The 18,513-nt window shown below is 63.3% G+C and carries 22 protein-coding genes and 2 tRNA genes; 16 read left to right on the forward strand and 8 right to left on the reverse strand.

The window, feature by feature from the left end:
- The first annotated feature begins 3 nt into the window (after positions 1–3).
- From AAG591_RS02505 to AAG591_RS02535, 7 genes are all read left to right on the forward strand, one after another.
- Positions 4–1,722, forward strand: a complete 1,719-nt coding sequence (locus AAG591_RS02505) for a thiamine pyrophosphate-dependent enzyme (protein ID WP_342529367.1) — start codon at positions 4–6, stop codon at positions 1,720–1,722.
- A gap of 46 nt (positions 1,723–1,768) precedes the next feature.
- Positions 1,769–2,188: a hypothetical protein gene (locus AAG591_RS02510; RefSeq protein WP_342529368.1), complete on the forward strand. Its 420-nt coding sequence runs from the start codon at positions 1,769–1,771 to the stop codon at positions 2,186–2,188.
- 131 nt (positions 2,189–2,319) lie between these two features.
- Entirely contained in the window at positions 2,320–3,210 is an 891-nt protein-coding gene (locus AAG591_RS02515) for a cytochrome c oxidase subunit II (RefSeq protein ID WP_342529369.1), read from the forward strand.
- Entirely contained in the window at positions 3,207–5,312 is a 2,106-nt protein-coding gene (locus AAG591_RS02520; protein WP_342529370.1) for a cbb3-type cytochrome c oxidase subunit I, read from the forward strand. The genes AAG591_RS02515 and AAG591_RS02520 overlap by 4 nt, the downstream gene beginning before the upstream one ends.
- Positions 5,309–5,935 (forward strand): cytochrome c oxidase subunit 3, encoded by a 627-nt coding sequence (locus AAG591_RS02525; RefSeq protein ID WP_342529371.1) that lies wholly within the window; start codon positions 5,309–5,311, stop codon positions 5,933–5,935. The genes AAG591_RS02520 and AAG591_RS02525 overlap by 4 nt, the downstream gene beginning before the upstream one ends.
- Positions 5,932–6,312, forward strand: coding sequence for a cytochrome o ubiquinol oxidase subunit IV (locus AAG591_RS02530; RefSeq protein WP_342529372.1), 381 nt, complete (start codon positions 5,932–5,934; stop codon positions 6,310–6,312). The genes AAG591_RS02525 and AAG591_RS02530 overlap by 4 nt, the downstream gene beginning before the upstream one ends.
- Before the next feature lie 13 nt (positions 6,313–6,325).
- On the forward strand, positions 6,326–7,015 hold the full coding sequence (locus tag AAG591_RS02535) for a YoaK family protein (protein WP_342529373.1): 690 nt from the start codon (positions 6,326–6,328) through the stop codon (positions 7,013–7,015).
- Positions 7,016–7,097: 82 nt separating this feature from the next.
- Here the strand turns inward: AAG591_RS02535 and AAG591_RS02540 are convergent.
- The 4 genes from AAG591_RS02540 to AAG591_RS02555 form a co-directional block, all read right to left on the reverse strand.
- Positions 7,098–7,174: transfer RNA gene (locus AAG591_RS02540), tRNA-Pro, on the reverse strand.
- Between the two features lie 40 nt (positions 7,175–7,214).
- Positions 7,215–7,291 (reverse strand) — tRNA-Ile (locus AAG591_RS02545).
- 71 nt (positions 7,292–7,362) lie between these two features.
- Complete coding sequence (locus AAG591_RS02550) at positions 7,363–8,352, reverse strand: polysaccharide deacetylase family protein (protein ID WP_342529374.1); 990 nt, start codon at positions 8,350–8,352, stop codon at positions 7,363–7,365.
- Positions 8,353–8,394: 42 nt separating this feature from the next.
- Positions 8,395–10,254: a sensor histidine kinase gene (locus AAG591_RS02555; RefSeq protein ID WP_342529376.1), complete on the reverse strand. Its 1,860-nt coding sequence runs from the start codon at positions 10,252–10,254 to the stop codon at positions 8,395–8,397.
- Positions 10,255–10,495: 241 nt separating this feature from the next.
- Between AAG591_RS02555 and AAG591_RS02560 the strand changes: the two genes are divergently transcribed.
- The 3 genes from AAG591_RS02560 to AAG591_RS02570 all read left to right on the forward strand — a co-directional run bounded on the left by AAG591_RS02560 (position 10,496) and on the right by AAG591_RS02570 (position 12,027).
- Positions 10,496–10,960, forward strand: a complete 465-nt coding sequence (locus tag AAG591_RS02560; RefSeq protein WP_342529377.1) for an Lrp/AsnC family transcriptional regulator — start codon at positions 10,496–10,498, stop codon at positions 10,958–10,960.
- A gap of 65 nt (positions 10,961–11,025) precedes the next feature.
- Positions 11,026–11,406 (forward strand): helix-turn-helix domain-containing protein, encoded by a 381-nt coding sequence (locus AAG591_RS02565; RefSeq protein WP_342529378.1) that lies wholly within the window; start codon positions 11,026–11,028, stop codon positions 11,404–11,406.
- Positions 11,407–11,505: 99 nt separating this feature from the next.
- On the forward strand, positions 11,506–12,027 hold the full coding sequence (locus AAG591_RS02570; RefSeq protein ID WP_342529379.1) for a DUF4199 domain-containing protein: 522 nt from the start codon (positions 11,506–11,508) through the stop codon (positions 12,025–12,027).
- Between the two features lie 149 nt (positions 12,028–12,176).
- On the opposite strand, the gene accC is transcribed toward AAG591_RS02570, so the two are convergent.
- From accC to AAG591_RS02585, 3 genes are all read right to left on the reverse strand, one after another.
- Positions 12,177–13,526, reverse strand: coding sequence for an acetyl-CoA carboxylase biotin carboxylase subunit (gene accC / locus AAG591_RS02575; protein WP_342529380.1), 1,350 nt, complete (start codon positions 13,524–13,526; stop codon positions 12,177–12,179).
- An 11-nt stretch (positions 13,527–13,537) separates the two neighbouring features.
- Positions 13,538–13,990, reverse strand: a complete 453-nt coding sequence (gene accB, locus AAG591_RS02580) for an acetyl-CoA carboxylase biotin carboxyl carrier protein (RefSeq protein WP_342529381.1) — start codon at positions 13,988–13,990, stop codon at positions 13,538–13,540.
- Between the two features lie 105 nt (positions 13,991–14,095).
- A complete protein-coding gene (locus AAG591_RS02585; RefSeq protein ID WP_342529382.1) occupies positions 14,096–14,530 on the reverse strand; it encodes a type II 3-dehydroquinate dehydratase in 435 nt (144 codons plus the stop codon).
- A 92-nt stretch (positions 14,531–14,622) separates the two neighbouring features.
- Between AAG591_RS02585 and purU the strand changes: the two genes are divergently transcribed.
- Positions 14,623–15,498, forward strand: a complete 876-nt coding sequence (purU, locus tag AAG591_RS02590; protein ID WP_342529383.1) for a formyltetrahydrofolate deformylase — start codon at positions 14,623–14,625, stop codon at positions 15,496–15,498.
- A gap of 16 nt (positions 15,499–15,514) precedes the next feature.
- Here purU and AAG591_RS02595 read toward each other — a convergent pair whose 3' ends face one another.
- On the reverse strand, positions 15,515–15,928 hold the full coding sequence (locus tag AAG591_RS02595) for a holin family protein (RefSeq protein WP_342529384.1): 414 nt from the start codon (positions 15,926–15,928) through the stop codon (positions 15,515–15,517).
- Positions 15,929–16,056: 128 nt separating this feature from the next.
- On the opposite strand from AAG591_RS02595, the gene AAG591_RS02600 reads away from it, so the two are divergent.
- The 5 genes from AAG591_RS02600 to AAG591_RS02620 all read left to right on the forward strand — a co-directional run bounded on the left by AAG591_RS02600 (position 16,057) and on the right by AAG591_RS02620 (position 18,495).
- Positions 16,057–16,515: a MaoC family dehydratase gene (locus AAG591_RS02600; RefSeq protein WP_342529385.1), complete on the forward strand. Its 459-nt coding sequence runs from the start codon at positions 16,057–16,059 to the stop codon at positions 16,513–16,515.
- A gap of 164 nt (positions 16,516–16,679) precedes the next feature.
- Positions 16,680–17,000, forward strand: coding sequence for a hypothetical protein (locus AAG591_RS02605; protein WP_342529386.1), 321 nt, complete (start codon positions 16,680–16,682; stop codon positions 16,998–17,000).
- A gap of 207 nt (positions 17,001–17,207) precedes the next feature.
- Complete coding sequence (locus AAG591_RS02610; RefSeq protein ID WP_342529387.1) at positions 17,208–17,876, forward strand: lytic transglycosylase domain-containing protein; 669 nt, start codon at positions 17,208–17,210, stop codon at positions 17,874–17,876.
- 10 nt (positions 17,877–17,886) lie between these two features.
- Positions 17,887–18,189: a TrbC/VirB2 family type IV secretion system protein gene (locus AAG591_RS02615; protein ID WP_342529389.1), complete on the forward strand. Its 303-nt coding sequence runs from the start codon at positions 17,887–17,889 to the stop codon at positions 18,187–18,189.
- Between the two features lie 21 nt (positions 18,190–18,210).
- Positions 18,211–18,495, forward strand: a complete 285-nt coding sequence (locus AAG591_RS02620; RefSeq protein WP_342529390.1) for a VirB3 family type IV secretion system protein — start codon at positions 18,211–18,213, stop codon at positions 18,493–18,495.
- Positions 18,496–18,513 lie beyond the last annotated feature (18 nt).

Genomic DNA, 18,513 nt, shown 5'->3' on the forward strand with positions numbered 1-18,513 from the left:
AACATGATGTCGAAGAAGGTGGCGGAGATCGTCGTCGATGCCCTGCAAAAGGCGGGTGCGAAGCGGATCTACGGAATCCCCGGCGATACGATCAATCATTTCACCAATGCCGTCGCCAAAAGCGACCTTCGCTGGATCACCGTTCGCCATGAGGAAGTGGGCGCGTTTGCTGCAGGCGGAGAATCCTACATGACCGGCGAGCTATCCGTCTGCGCGGGTACCTGCGGGCCGGGGTCGCTGCACTTCGTCAACGGGATCTACGAAAGCCACCGCAACGGCGCGCCGGTGGTGCTGATTGCCTCCGATGTTGCGCGCACGGAGAGCGGCTTCAACTTCCCGCAGGAAGTCGATCAGAAGAAGATTTACGAGCAGCATTCCCACTTCTGCGAATATATCTCGCACCCCTCGCAGGCGCGGCGGATCGTGACCAAGGCGGCGCAGGCTGCGCTGACGAAGAGGGGCGTGGCGGTCGTTATCGTCAACGGGGACATGTTCACTGAGACCGACGAAGATGCGATGGACTGGGAGGTCTATCGCCCGCAGCCGGTCAGCCGCCCGAATGATGCCGAAATGGCCGAGCTGGCCGCGATGGTCGACGCCGCCAGCAAGGTATCGGTCTATGCCGGGATCGGTGCCCGCGATGCGCGCGAGGAAATCATGGCCTTCTGCGAGAAAGTGAAGGCACCGATGGTGCACACCACCCGCGCGAAGGAGTTCCTGGAGCCCAACAACCCGTACAACGTCGGGGTGAACGGCATCCTCGGCAACAAGGCGGGTGTGGAAGCGCTGGAAGACGCCGATCTGGTCATCACTCTGGGCTGCGACTTTGCCTACACTCAGTTCTACCCAGAGGCGAAGAAGATCGTGCAGATCGATATCGATCCCACGCATCTGGGCCGCCGGTCGGCGATCAACATGGGGCTGGTCGGCGATGCGAAGACGACCTTTGCGGCGTTGGCCCCGCTGGTCGCCCCGAAGAGCGACGACAGCCACCTCCAGGCGCACCTCAGGCAGTGGGCCGAAGACTTGAAGGGCTACGACCATGAGGGCGAGGAGCATGATCCCGACCTGATCCACCCGCAATTCGTGGCCAATATGCTCGACGCGAAGGCAGCGGACGATGCGATCTTCGTGTCCGACGTCGGCACCGCGATGGTGTGGATGCTGCGGCACCTGAAGGCGAATGGCAAACGGCGCTTCCTCAACAGCCTGCTTCACGGCACGATGGCGAGTGGAATGCCGCAGGCGATGGGTGCCAAGCTCGCCTATCCCGATCGTCAGGTAATCGCGATGTGCGGCGATGGCGGGCTGACCATGCTGATGGGCGACCTGCTGACACTGGTGCAGGAGGATATCCCGCTCAAGCTGGTGGTGTTCCACAACAACACGCTCGGCTTCGTGGAGATGGAGCAGCGGGTCGAGGGACTGGTCGATCACTTCACCGGGCTGCACAATCCCGATTTCGCCAAGCTGGCGGAGGCCTGCGGGTTTGCCGGCTGGCATGTCGAGCAGGCGGGAGAGCTCGAAGCGGCGATGGATGCCTGGCTGCGGCACGAAGGGCCCGCACTGCTGGACGTTCACGTCAACCAGATGGAACTGGTCATGCCGCCCAAGGTCGAGGTGTCTCAGGTCGCATCGACCGCCATGTTCGGTGTGAAAGCCGTGCTCGATGGCCGGACGAAGGAGGTGGTCGACCTGCTGCGGAACAATTTCTTGCGATGACCTGTCATGCGGCTAACACGGCGGCGCAATCGAGGAAGAGACTATCATGACCAGCAAATTGAAATACGCCCTCATCGCCCTGCCGGTGGCCCTCGCGCTGTCGGCCTGTGGCAACCCGCAGGAAAAGCAGGCCGAAGCGGTGCAGGAAAAGACGCTCGACCAGCCAGGCTTCGATGGCAAGTCGGCGACGCCTTCGGAAGCGCAGTCGGAGGCGCTTTCGCTCGCTCAACATCTCTCGTCGGATACTCTGGAAGCTGGCGAAGCGGCGATCGTTCTCGAAGACCTCAATCGCCTGGTAACCGATAATCTGACCGATTTCCCCGAAGACATGCGCCCGGCGCTGACCGGGGATATCCAGTCTGCCCAGGACGCGCTCGAAGCGGAAGACATGGCCGGTATGCAGGAAGCGGCCAAGCAGTTTCACGACAAGCTTGCCGGTTCGGCCACCGCATCCGACGCGAAGTAAGTGACGGGCGCCGCCGCATTTCCGGCGGCGCCTGATCCCGATTTCATTCTGATTTTCGGACAGTTCTGATGGCTTCAGGTCCTCTCTCTTGGGCCAGGATTGTTGCGACCTGCCTGATTGCCTGTTTCGCCGTGGATGCTGCCATGGCTTCGGGCGGGCTCCAACAGAGCTTTCTCCAGCCGATGGGGCCGGTCGCGCAGGAGCAGGCGACGCACCTGATGCGCGTCGTCGGGATCACGATGCTGGTGATCCTGCCGGTGCTGATCGGTGTGCCCTTTATCCTGTGGCGGTATCGGTATGCGAAGCCGCGCGGCGATTACGCGCCCGAGTGGGAATATTCCGGAAAGCTCGAATACCTGCTGTGGGGCGTGCCGATCGCGGTGGTCGCCGTGCTGGCCAGCTGGCTGTGGTATTCGACCGACAAGCTCGACCCATACGAGCAGATCGGCCCGGAGCCGTTGCAGGTGCAGGCCATCGGGCTCGACTGGAAATGGGTGTTTATCTACCCGGAAGAGGGCTTGGCGACCGTCGACGAGCTGGTCGTGCCCGTCGGGCGACCGGTGGAGCTGACGTTGACCACCGACACCGTGATGCAAAGCCTGCTGATCGCGCCGTTGACCGGGCAGATATACGCAATGCCGGGCATGACGACGAAACTCAATTTCTCCGCCAGCCGCACCGGCGAGGCGGAGGGAGAGAACACGCAATTCAACGGCGATGGCTTCGGACGCCAGAAGTTCACTGTCCGGGCGCTCGACCGGGCGGACTATAAATCCTGGAAGGCTCGCAGCGGCGGCGCCCTAACGCTTGATGACAACACCTATCGCATTTTACGCCGACGCACCGTTCTGGCGGAAGCGCGCGGCGACCTGGGTCTGGAGAAAATCGCCGCGCCGATCGTCATGACACTCGGCCAGCCCGACATTTTCCAGCAGATCGTCGCGAAGTACCATGGCGGCGAGGCAGAGCGCTTGGGCGGCACTGGCCTGCCGGAGACAGGCGCGTCGGGGGCCGAAAGATGACCGGACGTACCAGCCCGATCTTCGGCAATCTCGACTGGACCGTCACCCCGTTCACCGATGTGATCCAGCATCCGGGCAGCAGCACCATTGTGGGCGCTGCGGCGGCCAGCATCCTTGTGCTCGGCGGGATCGCGGTATTGGCTCTGCTCAGCAGGAAGGGCTGGTGGGGGCCGCTTTATCGCGATTGGCTGACCTCGCCCGACGCCAAGAAGATCGGCATCATGTACATTGCGCTCGCGCTGATCATGCTGGCGCGCGGGATCATCGAAGGCTTCGTGATGCGCGCGCACCAGGCGAGCGCGCTGGGCACGCTGGCGCAGCCCGAAGGCGGGCTCGTTGCCCCTGATCACTTCGCGCAGCTGTTCAGCACGCACGGCACGATCATGATCTTCTTCGTCGCCATGCCGCTGCTGATCGGGCTGATCAATTTCGTCCTGCCACAGCAGCTTGGCGCGCGCGACATGGCGTTCCCGGTGCTCAATCAGGTGAGCCTGGGGCTGACCGCGGCAGGCGCGGCGCTGGTCATGATTTCGCTGCTGGTCGGCGATTTCGGCACCGGTGGCTGGACCATGTATCCGCCCTATACCGGCAAGATATTCAGTCCAGGCGAGGGAGTCGACTACTGGCTCTGGGCGATCCTGATTTCGGGCATGGGATCGACGCTGACGGGGATGAATTTCGCCGTCACGATCTTCAAACAGCGCGCGCCGGGAATGCACCTGATGCGCATGCCACTGTTCTGCTGGACGAGCCTGTGCGTCGCGATCATGCTGATCTACGCGATGCCCGCGCTGACCGTGTCGAGCGCCATGCTGGCGCTCGATCGCTATGCCGGTTTCCACTTCTTCACCAACGAAGCGGGCGGCAACATGATGAACTATGCCAACATCTTCTGGATGTTCGGCCACCCGGAAGTCTACATCCTGATCCTGCCCGCCTTCGGCGTGTTCTCGGAAATCAGCTCCACCTTTTCGGGCAAGCGGCTGTACGGCTACACCTCGCTGGTGATCGCCAGCATGTGCATCGCGGTGGTCAGCTTCACCGTGTGGCTGCACCACTTCTTCACCATGGGGCAGAGCGCGGGCGTGAACATCGCCTTCGGCATCGCGACGATGGTGATCGGCATTCCGACCGGCGTGAAGATCTACGACTGGATGGCGACCATGTGGCGCGGCCGGGTGCGGATCACGACGCCGATCGTGTACCTAACCGGGTTTTTCCTGCTGTTCGTCATCGGCGGATTATCGGGCATCATCCTCGCCAATCCGTCGATCGACTACCAGGTCCACAACTCGACCTTCCTCGTCGCTCACTTCCACAATGTGATCATTCCCGGCGTGCTGTACGGAATGCTGGCGGGCATTCATTACTGGTTCCCCAAGGCGTTCGGCTTCCGGCTTAGCGAGACATGGGGGCGGCGCACGGCCTACCTGTTCGTCGGCGGCTTCGTCTTCACCTTCATGCCGCTCTACGTCCTCGGTCTGATGGGCATGCCGCGCCGCTCGCCCACCTTTCAGAACCCCGATTTCCTGCCGTGGATGTACCTTGCTGCGTTCGGCGGAGTGTTGATGCTCTGTGCGCTCGCGAGCCTGATCTGGACGTTCTGGACCAGCTATCGCCACCGCGCGGACCTCGCGGTGCCCGGGGGCGATCCGTGGAACGGCTCCACGCTCGAATGGTCGACGCCCGCGCCGGTGCCCGAATGGACATTCCCGTGCATACCGCAGGTGCAGGCACGCCACGAGTGGGGCGAGAGGAAGCGCGCAGGCGATCCGTGGAAGGGGACGGCCGAATATGCCGACATCGAAATGCCTGCCAACACCGCACACGGCCTGTTGATCGCAATCGCGGCGTTCCTGCTCGGCTTTGCGATGGTGTGGCATATCTGGTGGCTCGCGATCATCGGCTTCGCTGCCGTCCCTGTCCTTGTCGTGATGCGCGCGATACGCGTGATCGAGCCACGGATCATCCCGGCGGCCGAGGTCGCGGATGTTGATCGCCGCTTCCGGCAGCTGGTCGCCAGCCTTCCGGGGGCAACCCGCGCCGATGAAGAGACGCGGCGCAATCGCGGCGTTCCAGACATCTCGGAGTTCGCAGGATGAGCGAAAACCGTCTCTATCCCGGCCTCAACCTCGGCGCGACGCATGGCGAGGCGCACGAACAGGCAGAGACGACCGTGTTCGGCTTCTGGGTCTTCCTGATGAGCGACCTCATCATCTTCGGCATCCTGTTCGCATCCTACGCGTCTTACCTCGATCCGATGGGGATGGCCGGTGGGCCGGGGCCGAGCGACCTTTTCGATATAAGAAGCGTCGCTATCCAGACCGCATTCCTGCTCATCGGCGGTATCGCCTATGCAGGCGTTTCGCTGACGCTGAAGTATATGCAGGGACGCGGGAAACTGATTGCCTGGCTGATCGTGTGCGCGTTGCTGGGTGCGGGCTTCCTGTTCTTCGAGGTGAAGGATTTCATCAGCGCGGCCGGGAAGGGCGGCACTCCGCAGGCAAGCGGCTGGCTCAGTTCTTACTGGATGCTGGTGGGCCTTCACGGCCTGCACGTCCTTTCCGGCATCCTTTGGATACTCGCAATGATCGTGCAGATCGCGACCCGCGGGGTCGACGACGTCGTAAAGGTCCGCCTGTCGATGCTGGGTGTGTTCTGGCATTTCCTCGACCTCATCTGGGTCGGTATCTTTTCCTTCGTTTTCCTGGTGCCTCTCGCATGACCAAACCCAACACCGGAGTGCTCGATCCGCAGGAAAGCGCATCCAGCGAGATAAGGAGCTACGCGACAGGCTTCGTCGTCAGCCTTCTGCTGACGGTGGGCGCGTTTGCAGCGCTGCTGTCGGACCTGCCCACCGCATGGAAGATCGGCCTGATCTGCGCCGCGGCGTTGCTCCAGATTATCGCGCACCTGCGCAATTTCCTCCATCTCAGCCTGGCCAAAGGGCAGTCGGAAGAGGATTTGCTGCTGGTTTTGTTTTCCGTCTGCCTGCTCGCGATCATGGCCGGTGGAACATGGTACATCATGTCCGACCTCAGCGGGCGAATGCACGAGACGTCGTCAAGTGGCGCGCCGGTAGATCAGGCCCCCACACGGTAAGGGACGGCCGATAGTGATCACGCGCAAACAGGCCGTCTTCACTCTCAACTTCGTTGCCGGTTGGGTGGACGCAGTCGGCTTCCTTGCGCTCGTCGGCTCGGTGCGTGCCTTCCCTTCATTCATGAGCGGCAACTCGACCAAGGTTGTGACCGATCTCGTATCGGGCAAACCGGGCCTTGCCGGGCTGGTCGCAGGCGTCGTCCTCGTCTTCATTCTGGGTACTGTCCTGTCGCGTCTCATCAATGATGGCACGCGCTGGCGAGAGACCACGGCCTTGGCCGCAGTTGCCGGTGTCCTCTGTCTGGCCGGGGCGGGGGTGCTCATGCGCTGGGACGGTTATGCATTACTGCTGTTGCTCGCCCTTGGCATGGGCATGATCAACCGCGCCTTGCAGGGGAAGAACGGCTTCACGGTCCACACTTTCGTCAGCGGAGCGGTCGTGACCATCGGGTCGGACATCGCCGACGCCATCTCTGGGCGCGGGGACTGGAAGCAGGCGCTCCTGCCGCTGAACATCTGGGGCGCAATCCTATCCGGCGCCTTCTTCGGGAGCATCCTGACGCTCAAGATCGCTCTGGTTATCGCGCTCCTCGTGCCTGCGGCGCTGGTCAGCCTGCTTGCGGTGGCGAATGGCGCACGCTGGCTCGAAGAGGCAGGGGATGCCAGGGATGGCCATCTCGATGCCATCGAAACGCATGGCTGAGTGGCGTCAGGTTGCGGCCATCCACGTGTAAGATCATACGAGGGAATGAATTGACCCGAGCCATGAGCATTCGAGGTCCGGTTGGTCGGGGAGACAGGATTCGAACCTGCGACATCCTGCTCCCAAAGCAGGCGCGCTACCGGACTGCGCTACTCCCCGACCGCCAGAAACGGACTGGCTGGTGCGATGGCGGTTTCCCTGGTGGGCCCGGCAGGACTCGAACCCGCGACCTAGCCGTTATGAGCGGCCAGCTCTAACCAACTGAGCTACAGGCCCCCCGGGGTTGATGCCATCGCGATCGCAGCCGCTACCCGCGAACGCGCGGTTTCGCAAGCGGGGCGTGTCGATTAACCGCGCTGGGCTGCGGCCCACACCCCGGCCACGGTGGTTGGCGTGACATTGCGCGTCGCCATGTGGGCATAGACGCCGCGCAGCCACTCGAACAATGCCTCCAGATCGGCCTGCGTGTGGACGTAGGGGGTGTTGCCCGGCTCAAGCGACGGGCTGTGGAAGGACAGGACGAGTAGCGGGAGACCTTGCGAAAGCGCTGCATCGACCGCGCGGATCGCGTCGGGCAGCGGGGTCCCTTCGGGCGTCAGACCGATCCGCTCGAGCAATCCGGTCCGCGCGGCAATCCCGGCCCCATGGGGAACCCGTTCGAGCTTGGGAAACAGTGAGTGCCCGTGGCGGGCCAAGGCGCCGGTGTAGACCGTGGTCAGCGGCAGCTCGAGCAGCGTGCGATCATCGTCGACCCAATAGGGGCTGTTGGGAAAGGCGCTATAATCGCGTCCATGGCCGGGCGAATAATCGTAGAGTGCGCGGACCGAGCTATCGATGGTCACCCCGGTATCCTGCAGCAACGCCCTGGTTGCCGGGCCGAGGCCGTACCGGCCTGCGCGATATATGATCGGCGGCGTTGCGAAGGCGGCCTCGATCGCATCGCGCAGCGCGGTGAACTTGGCACGCTCCAGCTCTGGCGGCAGGTTGCCCGCGAAGGAATTGCGGATGTTGACCTCTTCGTCGAACGGCGGGTTTACCCACGGGTGCAGCTGGACGCCCACCTCGGCTGTGCCGCGCCGCACCGCATCGCCGATGATTTCCTTCGCAAGGCTCGATTGCACGATCGGCCAGTCGACAAGGTAGACCGGCGATACGCCCAGTTCCTCGCACAGAGCCTGGAATGCGGGAATGCCGCTCAGGTGCGTGAGGTCATGCTGGTCGCGGGTGAAGGGGCCGGTCCAGTCGAAGCCTTCTTCGGTATCGACCGTCAGCAATGAAGCGGGTGCGAAGCCGGGGGCGAAAGTCGCAGCCTGCGATGGCTTCGGTAATGTCAGCATGAATTGTCGCCCCCATCGCGAGGAGCAGCACGAAGCGCGTCGTCAGACGTGTTCGGGCACCTCGGCGGATGAGGTAGCGGCCGGCTCGTGCGCGGTCAAAGCGGGCAGGGTGAGTATCAACCGCCGGTTTTCCCGCCGCAGGCTGCCGCCGATCGCGCGCGCCTCTGCCCGCGCCAGCCGCAGCGCGAAGCCGGGGCCGAACGGGCCAGCGCTGATCGCCACCGAAAGCGGCTTTCCGCGAGCGCCGAAAATGTCCTCGCTGCCGTTGAGCGAGGCGGGCAGGTCGGCCACGAATTGCGCCATGTTCGCGCCGGAGCTCTGGTCGTGCTCCAGCGTGAGCGCCAGTTTTTCGCTTGGGGCGGCGGCAGAGCCAAGCGTTGCGAGTATCCGCCAGCTGAGCAATTCGGCCTCGGGCCGGGCGAGATCGACCCTGCATACTCCGCCAAGCGTCGCGACGAAGCCCGCGTTGCGCGGCTGCAGCAACGGAAGCAGCTGCGCGAGATGCTGGCGGAAGATCGCGGCAAGGTCCGCATCGCCGCCGGTCGGGCGCAGGCGGCCGCTTTCGAGGCGGCTGAGCCGCTCCAGATCGTCGAATCCGGCGAGCATCCTGGCGCTGTCGCCCGCGATTCCCGCCGCTAGCGCGCGGTAATCGTGCGGCACCGGCCCCACGACCTGCTGCTGGATAACCTCGGCGAAACCCTGGATCGCGTTCACGGGCGTGCGCAGTTCGTGAAGGAGTTGCCGCAGCCGGTCGCTCTGGTTGCCCGGTTCCTCTGCCCGCAACGGCCGGCGAAAGCCGCCTGCGTACCCAAGGAAACGTCCATCCGGGCTTGAAAAGCGAGGCTGCGCGTCGAGAATCCATTCGCCCTCGATCGCAGGACCGCCTTCAAGCGTGACTGCCAGCCCGTGGAGCGGAAGTTGCCGTTGGATCGCTTCGGAAAGTTCCTCGGGCAGGATCGACGGCAACGACAGGTACATGACGCGCGAAGCGGCGAAACTGTCCGCCCAGTCGATCGTCCCGTAGGTGTCGGTGGAAAATCCGAAGCCGGTCAGCTCCTCCTGCCGGGTGCTCTCGTCGGCAAAGGGCAGCGTGGGCGCGGCGTGATCTTCCGCGACGGGTTGGCGCGGGGCCCTCGGCTCGCCTTCCTCGCGCGCGCGCTGGAATGCCTCGATCCTGTGGCGCAGTGCAGTGATTTCGCTCTGCGGCTGATCGCCGACGCCGTCGTTCGCCTTCGCTCCGGCCACACCATCCGCAACGGCGTCGGCGGCGGTCGCGACATCGCCCGCGCTCATGGTGCCGTCCTGCGGTTCGGGTTCGACGGGTTCGTCGTCATCGACCTCGGTATACTCGCCGTCGACGATGTCCTCATCGTCATGCTCGCGATTATCACCCGCCAAGGTTGGTTCGGGTCGAGATTCCGGCTCCACGCTCGGCTGTTCCACCAGAGGCTCTCGCTGGGGTGGGAGCGGGAGGGCGCGGTCATGAACGCCGAGCCGCTCGAGCAGTGCGTCGACCTTCTCGGGCAGATCGCGGCGCAGGCGCAGGAAGCCACGGGCTCGCACCGGCAGCTCCGGGATCAGGGCGAGCCATTGTGTTTCGGTCAGTCTGGAGGTGGAGAGCGTGGCCGATGCAATGTCGGGTTCTGCCTCGGCGAAGTGCGCCACGAGCGCAGGATCGTTGAGGCGCCGCCCCTGTTCGCGAATGATTTCTGCCCGTTCGCGAACGGAGATGACGTCGGCTAGCGAATCGAGCCGCAACCGCGCGGCGGCAAGCAGGCTGGGATCGCGGCCAGGCTGCGGGCGTCCCAGCAGGTCGAGAAGCTGGCGGTATTGGGTGCGAGCCCCCGCGCTGGCTCCCGCCTTTTGGCGCAGGACGGTGGCAAGGCGATCGTCGAACTGCATGGCGGGGTGGGGGCGGGGCTCCGGCGAAAGACAAGGGTGATCCGCCGTGCCATCCCGACGCGACGTGTATGGTGCATAAACCTTTACCACGGCACGGGAATGACAGTCAGTCCCCACGTTGCAAAGCGGGACATTCGCTGCCATGAACAATAATGTTAGCGATCCGAATTATTAACAAAGGCGATCCTTTCAGGAATCGCCCGGGTTGCAGCAGGGATGATTGATTGTTGCGAGGGGGCGGATGGCCAATCTGGACGAGATAGACCGGCAGCTGTTGCAGGAACTGCAAGCTGAAGGTCGTGTTACCAATGTGGAACTGGCGCGTCGCGTCGGGTTGACGGCGCCGCCGTGCCTGCGGCGCGTGCGCGCGCTAGAGGACGAAGGCGTGATCCGCGGCTATCACGCCGATCTGGAACCCTCCAAGCTCGGATTCGCGATCGTGGTCTTCGCGATGGTCAGCCTGAAGAGCCAGGCCGAAACTGCCCTTCGCGAATTCGAAGACGCGATGCAGGATCTGCCCGAAGTGCGCGAAGTCCACATGCTGAACGGCGAAATCGACTTCATTCTCAAGATCGTAAGCCGCGATCTTCAGAGCTTCCAGGAATTCCTCACCAGCAAGCTGACGCCTGCACCCAATGTGGCGAGCGTGAAGACATCGCTGACCATCCGGACGAGCAAGTATACGCCGGGCGTGCCGCTGCGGTGAGCAGATTGCGGCCGACGGTACGCAACTTTGCGTCCCTGAAGCTTATCGCAGCATACGGGGCTGGCATGGCGGCGATCGTCTGGCTGCTCGACTGGCTGGACTATCGGCGCGCGATTCACGATCGCTCGGGTGAACTTTACGTTCTTGCCGTCGCGGTGATTTTCGCGCTGCTTGGCGGCTGGCTCGCGCTTCGTCTGATCCCGCGACCTGCGGCAGGGGCATTCGTCGCCAATGAGGCCGCCCTTCGCCAGCTGCGGATCAGTGCGCGTGAGCGCGAGGTACTGGCCCTGCTGGCGAAGGGTGCGACGAACAAGGGTATCGCCCGCAAGCTCGAAATCTCTCCCAACACCGTAAAGACGCACGTCGCATCGCTTTACGCCAAGCTGGAGGCGTCCAACAGAACGCAAGCCGTGGCGCAGGCCCGTGCGCTCTCCATTCTGCCGTAAAGCCGGGTGACTGGCCCGGTATCACCCGTTTGGGCGATAGGCGGGCGTGGCTCGCCGCGCGTAATAAGCATCGCATCGAATCAGGCAGGGAGAATTTCGATGTTCAGGATAATCGCGGTGTACGGGCTGATCGCGGGAGCGATCGTGGCGGCTGCCATGGTCGCATCGATGGCGATCGGTGCGCACAGCATGGTGGTTGGATACCTGTCCATGCTGGTTGCGCTCACCATGGTGTTCGTCGGGATCAAGAAATATCGCGACGATCAGCTTGGCGGGGTGATCGGCTTCTGGCCCGCTGCGGGTGTCGGCCTGGGTATCTCGGCGGTCGCTTCGCTATGTTACGCGGTGGGTTGGGAGGTTTACCTCTATTCGACCGACTACAGCTTCATGGCAGATTACGCGAACAGCATCATTGCGTCGGCGAAAGAAAATGGCGCGTCGAGCGCGGAGATCGCGAAGATGCAGGCCGATATGGACGGGTTTGCCAAGAGTTACGAGAACCCCGTCTACCGATTCCTGATCACGCTGAGCGAAATCGCGCCGGTCGCCATTCTCGTGACGCTGCTCTCCGCGGCGCTGCTACGCAACCGCCGCTTTCTCCCCGCTCGCACGGTCGGGTGAACCTGCGGCCAGCGCGGCCTTCGCCTGATTGAGAGGTATATCTTTTTGCGAAGCGAAAGCGGCTGCCCCGCGCGCCTCTTGCGCTGTCGTCTTATCGAGGAGGACAGCGGAGCGGATTGCGCGGGGCGAGGCGCAACTAAGACGTACCGTTAGCTCTCACGCTCGGCAAGCCATTGTTCCAGCCACTTGATCGAATAGTCGCCGTTCAGGATGTCGGCCTCTCCCAGCAGGGCCTGGTGCAGTGGGATATTGGTCTTGGGTCCCTCGACCACCATCTCGCCCAGCGCGCGCCTGAGGCGCATGATGCAGCGTTCGCGCGTGCGACCGTATACGATCAGCTTGGCGATCATGCTGTCGTAGTAGGGTGGAATTGAATAGCCCGCATAGAGCCCGCTATCGACGCGCACATGCATGCCGCCTGCCGCGTGGTAGGCCGAAACCTTGCCGGGCGAGGGGGCGAAGGTGAACGGGTCTTCGGCGTTGATCCGGCATTCGATGGCGTGGCCTTCGAAGCGGATTTCGTCCTGCGTTACCGACAGCGGCTTGCCTTCGGCCACGCGGATTTGTTCGCGCACCAGATCGACCCCGGTGATCGCTTCGGTCACCGGATGTTCGACCTGCAGGCGGGTGTTCATCTCGATGAAGAAGAACTCGCCGTTTTCCCACAGGAACTCGATCGTGCCCGCGCCGCGATAGCCCATCGCGGCCATCGCATCGGCGCAGACCTTGCCCATCCGGTCGCGCTCTTCGGAAGACAGCACCGGCGAAGGCGCTTCTTCCAGAACCTTCTGGTGACGACGCTGGAGCGAACAGTCGCGCTCGCCCAGATGGATCGCGTTGCCATTGCCGTCGCCGAACACCTGGAATTCGATGTGGCGCGGATTGCCAAGATACTTCTCGAGATAGACGGTGTCGTCGCCGAAGGCCGATTTCGCTTCGGACTTCGCCTGACTCATCAGGCTTTCGAGCTGGTCTTCCTCGGGCACGACCTTCATGCCGCGTCCGCCGCCGCCGCTCGCCGCCTTGACCAGCACCGGATAGCCGATTTCTGCAGCGATCCGCTTGGCTTCCTCGACCGTGGCGACTGCACCCGGGCTGCCCGGGACAAGCGGCAGGCCAAGCTCGCCCGCCGTGGTTTTCGCCGTCACCTTGTCGCCCATGGTGCGGATATGTTCGGGCTTGGGGCCGATCCACTTGATGTCGTGTGCTTCCACGATCTCGGCGAACTTGGCGTTCTCTGACAGGAAGCCGTAGCCCGGATGGATCGCATCGGCATGCGCGATTTCCGCCGCCGAGATGATGTTGGCGATGTTGAGGTAGCTTTCGCCCGCGGGCGGCGGGCCGATGCAGACCGCGTGGTCCGCCAGCCGCACGTGCATCGCGTCAGCATCGGCGGTCGAGTGTACGGCGACCGTCTCGATCCCCATTTCGTGCGCTGCACGGTGGATGCGCAGGGCGATTTCGCCGCGATTGGCGATCAGGATGCGGGTAATGGCCATGCTTTGCGTCCTCAGTCGATGACGACCAGCGGCTGGTCGAATTCGACCGGCTGGGCGTTGTCGACCAGGATGGCTTTCACCGTACCGCTGCGCGGCGCGGTGATCGGGTTCATCACCTTCATCGCCTCGACGATCAGAAGGGTCTGGCCTTCCTTGACCGACGCGCCGACGCTGATGAAGTCCGCAGCGCCGGGTTCGGGCGCGAGGTAGACCGTGCCCACCATGGGCGATGGGACGGCGTTGGAAAGGTCGGGTCCGCTGTCGGCGGCGGGTTGCGGCGCGGCCTGCTGGGCAGGCGCAGCGGCGGGTGCGGCCATCTGCGGTGCGGGCGCAGCGTAGGTTGCGGCCTGCAGCTCGCGCGCGACGCGCAGCTTGCGATCGCCATCCTCGACCTCGATCTCGGAAAGACCGGTTTCGGAAAGGAGTTCTGCCAGCTCGCGGACGAGCTCGATGTCGACGTTCATTTTCGATTTGCGACCGGAATTGCGGCTATGCTCTGCCATGTACAACCTTGATCGATGAATGGGGGAAGAGGGGCGTATGCGCCCGCCTTCGCATTCATGCAAGGTTTAGAGAGCGGCGGCAGCGTCGATTGCGTCGAGATACGAGGTGAGGCCCTTGCCCTTGAAGCAGGCAGCCGCCGCCTGCCCGATATAGGAAAGATGGCGGAAATCCTCGCGAGTCTGCGGGTCCGACAGGTGCACTTCGATTACTGGAGGCGTGATCGCCTTCGCCGCATCGAGCAGCGCGACCGAGGTGTGGGTATAGGCTGCGGCGTTGATAATCACCGCCTTTGCGCCCGCCGCGTGCGCCTCGTGCAGCCAGTCGACCAGCGTGCCTTCGTGGTTGGTCTGGCGAAAATCGACGGCGAGCCCGTGCCCGCGCGCCTTCTCTACACACGCCGCCTCGATTTCGGCGAGTGTAGTGGTGCCGTAAATCTCCGGCTCCCGCGTGCCGAGCAGGTTGAGGTTGGGGCCGTTGAAGATGAACAGGGCGGGGGTCATGGTCCGCTTTTAGCGAGCCGATGCGCCTTGCGGAATAGCAGTGGGCCGGGTTTCTTCTTGCGCAAAGCGGGAAGGGTGACATCGTGCGGCGCATGAACGCTCAGAACACCGCAGATTCTTACATCCTCACCCTGTCGTGCCACGATACCGTCGGGATCGTTGCGGCGATCAGCGGCCATCTGGCGAAGATCGGCGGGTTCATCGTCAACAGCCAGCAATATGCCGATCTGGAATCGGGCCGCTTCTTCCTGCGGATCGAGTTTCAGCCCCACGGGGACCAATTCCCCGGCTCGCCCGACGAATTGACGAAAGGGTTCGAGCCAATCGCGCGGGCTTACGAGATGCGGTGGGAATTGCGACCCTCGTCGCACCGGCCGAGGCTCCTGATCGCGGTATCGAAAGGCAGCCACTGCCTCAACGACCTGCTCTATCGCTGGCGGACCGGAAACCTCCCGGTCGACATCGTCGGCGTGGTGTCGAACCACCCGGACTTGCGCGACCTGACCGAATGGCATGGCGTGCCCTACCACCATCTGCCGGTCACGCCCGACACGAAGGCAGACCAAGAAGCCGCACTGCTTTCGCTGGTCGAGGATAGCGGCGCCGATTATCTGATCCTTGCGCGTTACATGCAGGTGCTCTCGCCCGAGCTGGTCGAGCGCCTCGCTGGCCGGTGCATCAATATCCACCACAGCTTCCTGCCCAGCTTCAAGGGCGCACGGCCCTATGCCCGTGCACACGAGCGTGGGGTGAAGCTGATCGGCGCGACAGCGCATTTCGTGACCAGCGACCTCGATGAAGGGCCGATCATCGAACAGGATGTCGAGCGGGTGGATCACCGCGCGACCGAGCAGGATCTGGTCGTGATGGGCCGCGACATCGAGGCGCGCGTGCTTGCCCGTGCGGTCCGCTGGACGGCCGAGCAGAAGGTGTTCCTCAACGGCTCGCGGACCGTGGTATTTCAATAGGCCGGGCGGGGCGGCCCTACCGCTCCACCCCCTTGATCTTCCCCCACTGGCGCGCGGCGGTGTAGCCGAGGTAGCCGGTACCGAAGAGCGCGTAGAGTTCCTCGGGCAGGCCGCGCAGGTAGGCGGTCATGCCGTTGCCGATGTTCACCGCCATGCGCGGATCGAAGGCGGAGAGTACGCCCATCGGCATCGCGAACAGGATCATTGCGTACATCACGTAAAGGAAGCTCGGCCGCGCGCGGCTGGTCCAGGGATCGGGCGATTGCGCCTCAGCGATGATGGCCGCCATCTGCGCTTCGACCAGTTTCAGTTCCTGCGATCCTTCGAGCGCGAGCAGTTCGAGCTTGGCTTTTGCGCGCGCTACCTTGTCGGGGATGATCTTGTCGATGATCGAGGCGATGGGACCGATCAGGCTGTCGATGATGGGCATGGGCACGACTCCGGTGTGTTGGAGCGCGATCATGTAACCAGATCGGTTCGTGTAGGAAAATGGTTTGCGGCCTTACAACCCCCCGCTAGGCCGTCCACCAAAGCACACAGACATTGGAGAGACGCAAAATGGCCGGGATATGGTTCGACGATATGGAAGTGGGGCAGGTGATCGACCACCCGATCCGTCGCACGGTGACCGAGACGGACAATGTCATGTTCACCTGCATGACTCACAATCCAGCGCAACTGCACCTTGACGAAGAGTATATGAAGGGCACCGAATTCGGCACCCGGATCGTCAATTCGTGCTTCACGCTGTCGGTGATGGTTGGGATCTCGGTCAACGACACCACGCTGGGAACCGCGATCGCCAACCTGGGATGGGACGAGGTCCGCTTCCCCAAGCCGCTGTTCCACGGCGATACCATCAGGATCGAAACCGAGATCGTGGGTTTGCGCGAAAGCAAGAGCCGCCCCGAGGCGGGGATCGTTACCTTCGAACACCGCGCCTTCAATCAGCACGGCGATCTGGTGGCCAGCTGCAAGCGCAGCGGCCTTCAGCGAAAGAGGCCGGCCGAGGCCTGATTGCGCGTTTATGACAGCCTCGTGCTGTCTTGGAACGAAGGGAAATCGCGGAAATCGGTGATCGTGGGCGTGCTGAATATGACTCAATGAAGACAATATTACAGTTATGTTGCAGTCTGACGCAATTGGGTGCATGTATCTCCTCCTGAAAACAGGAGAGAGAGATGCTGACTCAAGGAATGATGGCGGTCGCGTTGCTGCTTCAGGGCGCTCAGGCCACTCCCATGACCCCCGAGCCGATCGCGATGGTCGAAACCCAGGACGATCCGGCGGCCCTGATCAACCTTGGCGTACGACTGGCCAACGCGGGCGAGTACGAGGCGGCGCGCGCGGCCTTCGAGAAGGTCCGTACGATGCGGTCCGACTACACTCTCGAAACGGTCGATGGACGCTGGGTCGACCCGGCCGAACTGGCCCGCACGGGTCTCAGAATGCTGGATAATGGCGAGTTCGGCGTTGCGAGAACGGATCTCGCCAACCGTTGATCGAGTAACTTTTTGCGCGTGCGGTGAGGGAGCCTTGCCGCCGCGTATGCTCGCGCTCGAGCCGCAGCCGACGCGGTCCGTCAGGTTGACCGGATGCGTGGTTCGGCGACAAGCCGTTGCAAAATAGAGACAACATGCGGGAACCATTCGTTCGCATGTCACTGCGCTGTCATGTATGATGCGCAAGGCGACAGGACGGAGGGCTCGATGATTCTCGGGACATCGGGTCGGCTCGCGGTTTTCGCAGTGCTGACCCTGCTTACGGCCCCGGCGCGGGCCGATGTGATGGAAATTGGCGAGAATGGCGCGCGATGGATTGCGGGCCAGAACGCCGGTATGCCCGTGTCCGGCTTCGACCTGACCCCTGCGCAGGCTGCGGCCATTGACGACATCGAGAGCGAACTCGTGTCGCTCGACGAATACGATGCGATCGCGGACCTGCCCGATCATGCAACCACCGATCCGCGTGTCACTGCCGATGGAGTACCCGTCGACTATCGCGCCAAAGTGGCCGAACTTTCCGCGCGTTTCGATCTCAGCCCCAGTCTGATCGAGGCACTGGTCTGGCAGGAGAGTCGCTGGCGCTCGAATGCAGTATCGCCGGTGGGCGCACGTGGCCTCGCCCAGCTGATGCCGGGTACCGCTCGCGATCTTGGCGTGAACGCCGACGATCCCTTCGCCAATCTGGAGGGCGGGGCGCGCTATCTGCGCGAACAGCTCGACCGTTTCGACGGCGACCTCGAAAAGGCGCTCGCCGCGTATAATGCCGGGCCGGGCCGCGTCATTCGCGCCAACGGCGTCCCGCGCATTCGCGAGACGCAAGCTTACGTGGCGGCCATCATGGGCCGTCTCGCCAATCATTCGCGTAACGATTAGAGGGTATTACATGAAATCGACCACTCGCCTTGCCGCGTTGATCGCGCTTCTCTCGCCCAGCGCGGCGATGGCGCAGATGCAGCAGCAGGACCCGGCGGGCTCGGGCCCGATCGTCAATGCGCTGGCATGGTTGCAAGGCACGCTGCTGGGCAATGTCGCGACGATGGTCGCGGTGATGGCCGTCGCGGCGGTTGGCTTCATGATGTTGACCGGCCGGATGAACTGGCGCTTCGGCGCGACCGTGATCATCGGCGTGTTCATCCTGTTCGGCGCGGCCTCGATCGTGTCGGGCATCCAGGCCGCAGCAGGCTAGGGCAGGGGAGGAGCGCGTCTCATGGATCAGCTTGTCCGCCATCCGGTCCACCGCGCGCTGACCCGTCCGCAGATGTTCGCGGGCGTCACGCTCAACTATTTCATCATCAACATCGGGGTGACGACCGAGGTGTTCCTGATCACCGGCAGTTGGCTGGCACTGCCGGTCGCCGTCGTGATGCACGGCATCGGATATTTCGCCTGTCTGCGCGAACCGCGCATTTTCGACCTGTGGATCACCAAGGTCAGCAAATGCCCGCGCATCAAGAACTACAAGCGGTGGGGCTGCAACAGCTACGCGGCTTGAGAGCAAGCCGACCTAGGA

This window comes from Citromicrobium bathyomarinum, from assembly GCF_038594485.1.
In the GTDB taxonomy this organism is placed as follows: Bacteria; Pseudomonadota; Alphaproteobacteria; order Sphingomonadales; family Sphingomonadaceae; genus Alteriqipengyuania; species Alteriqipengyuania bathyomarina_A.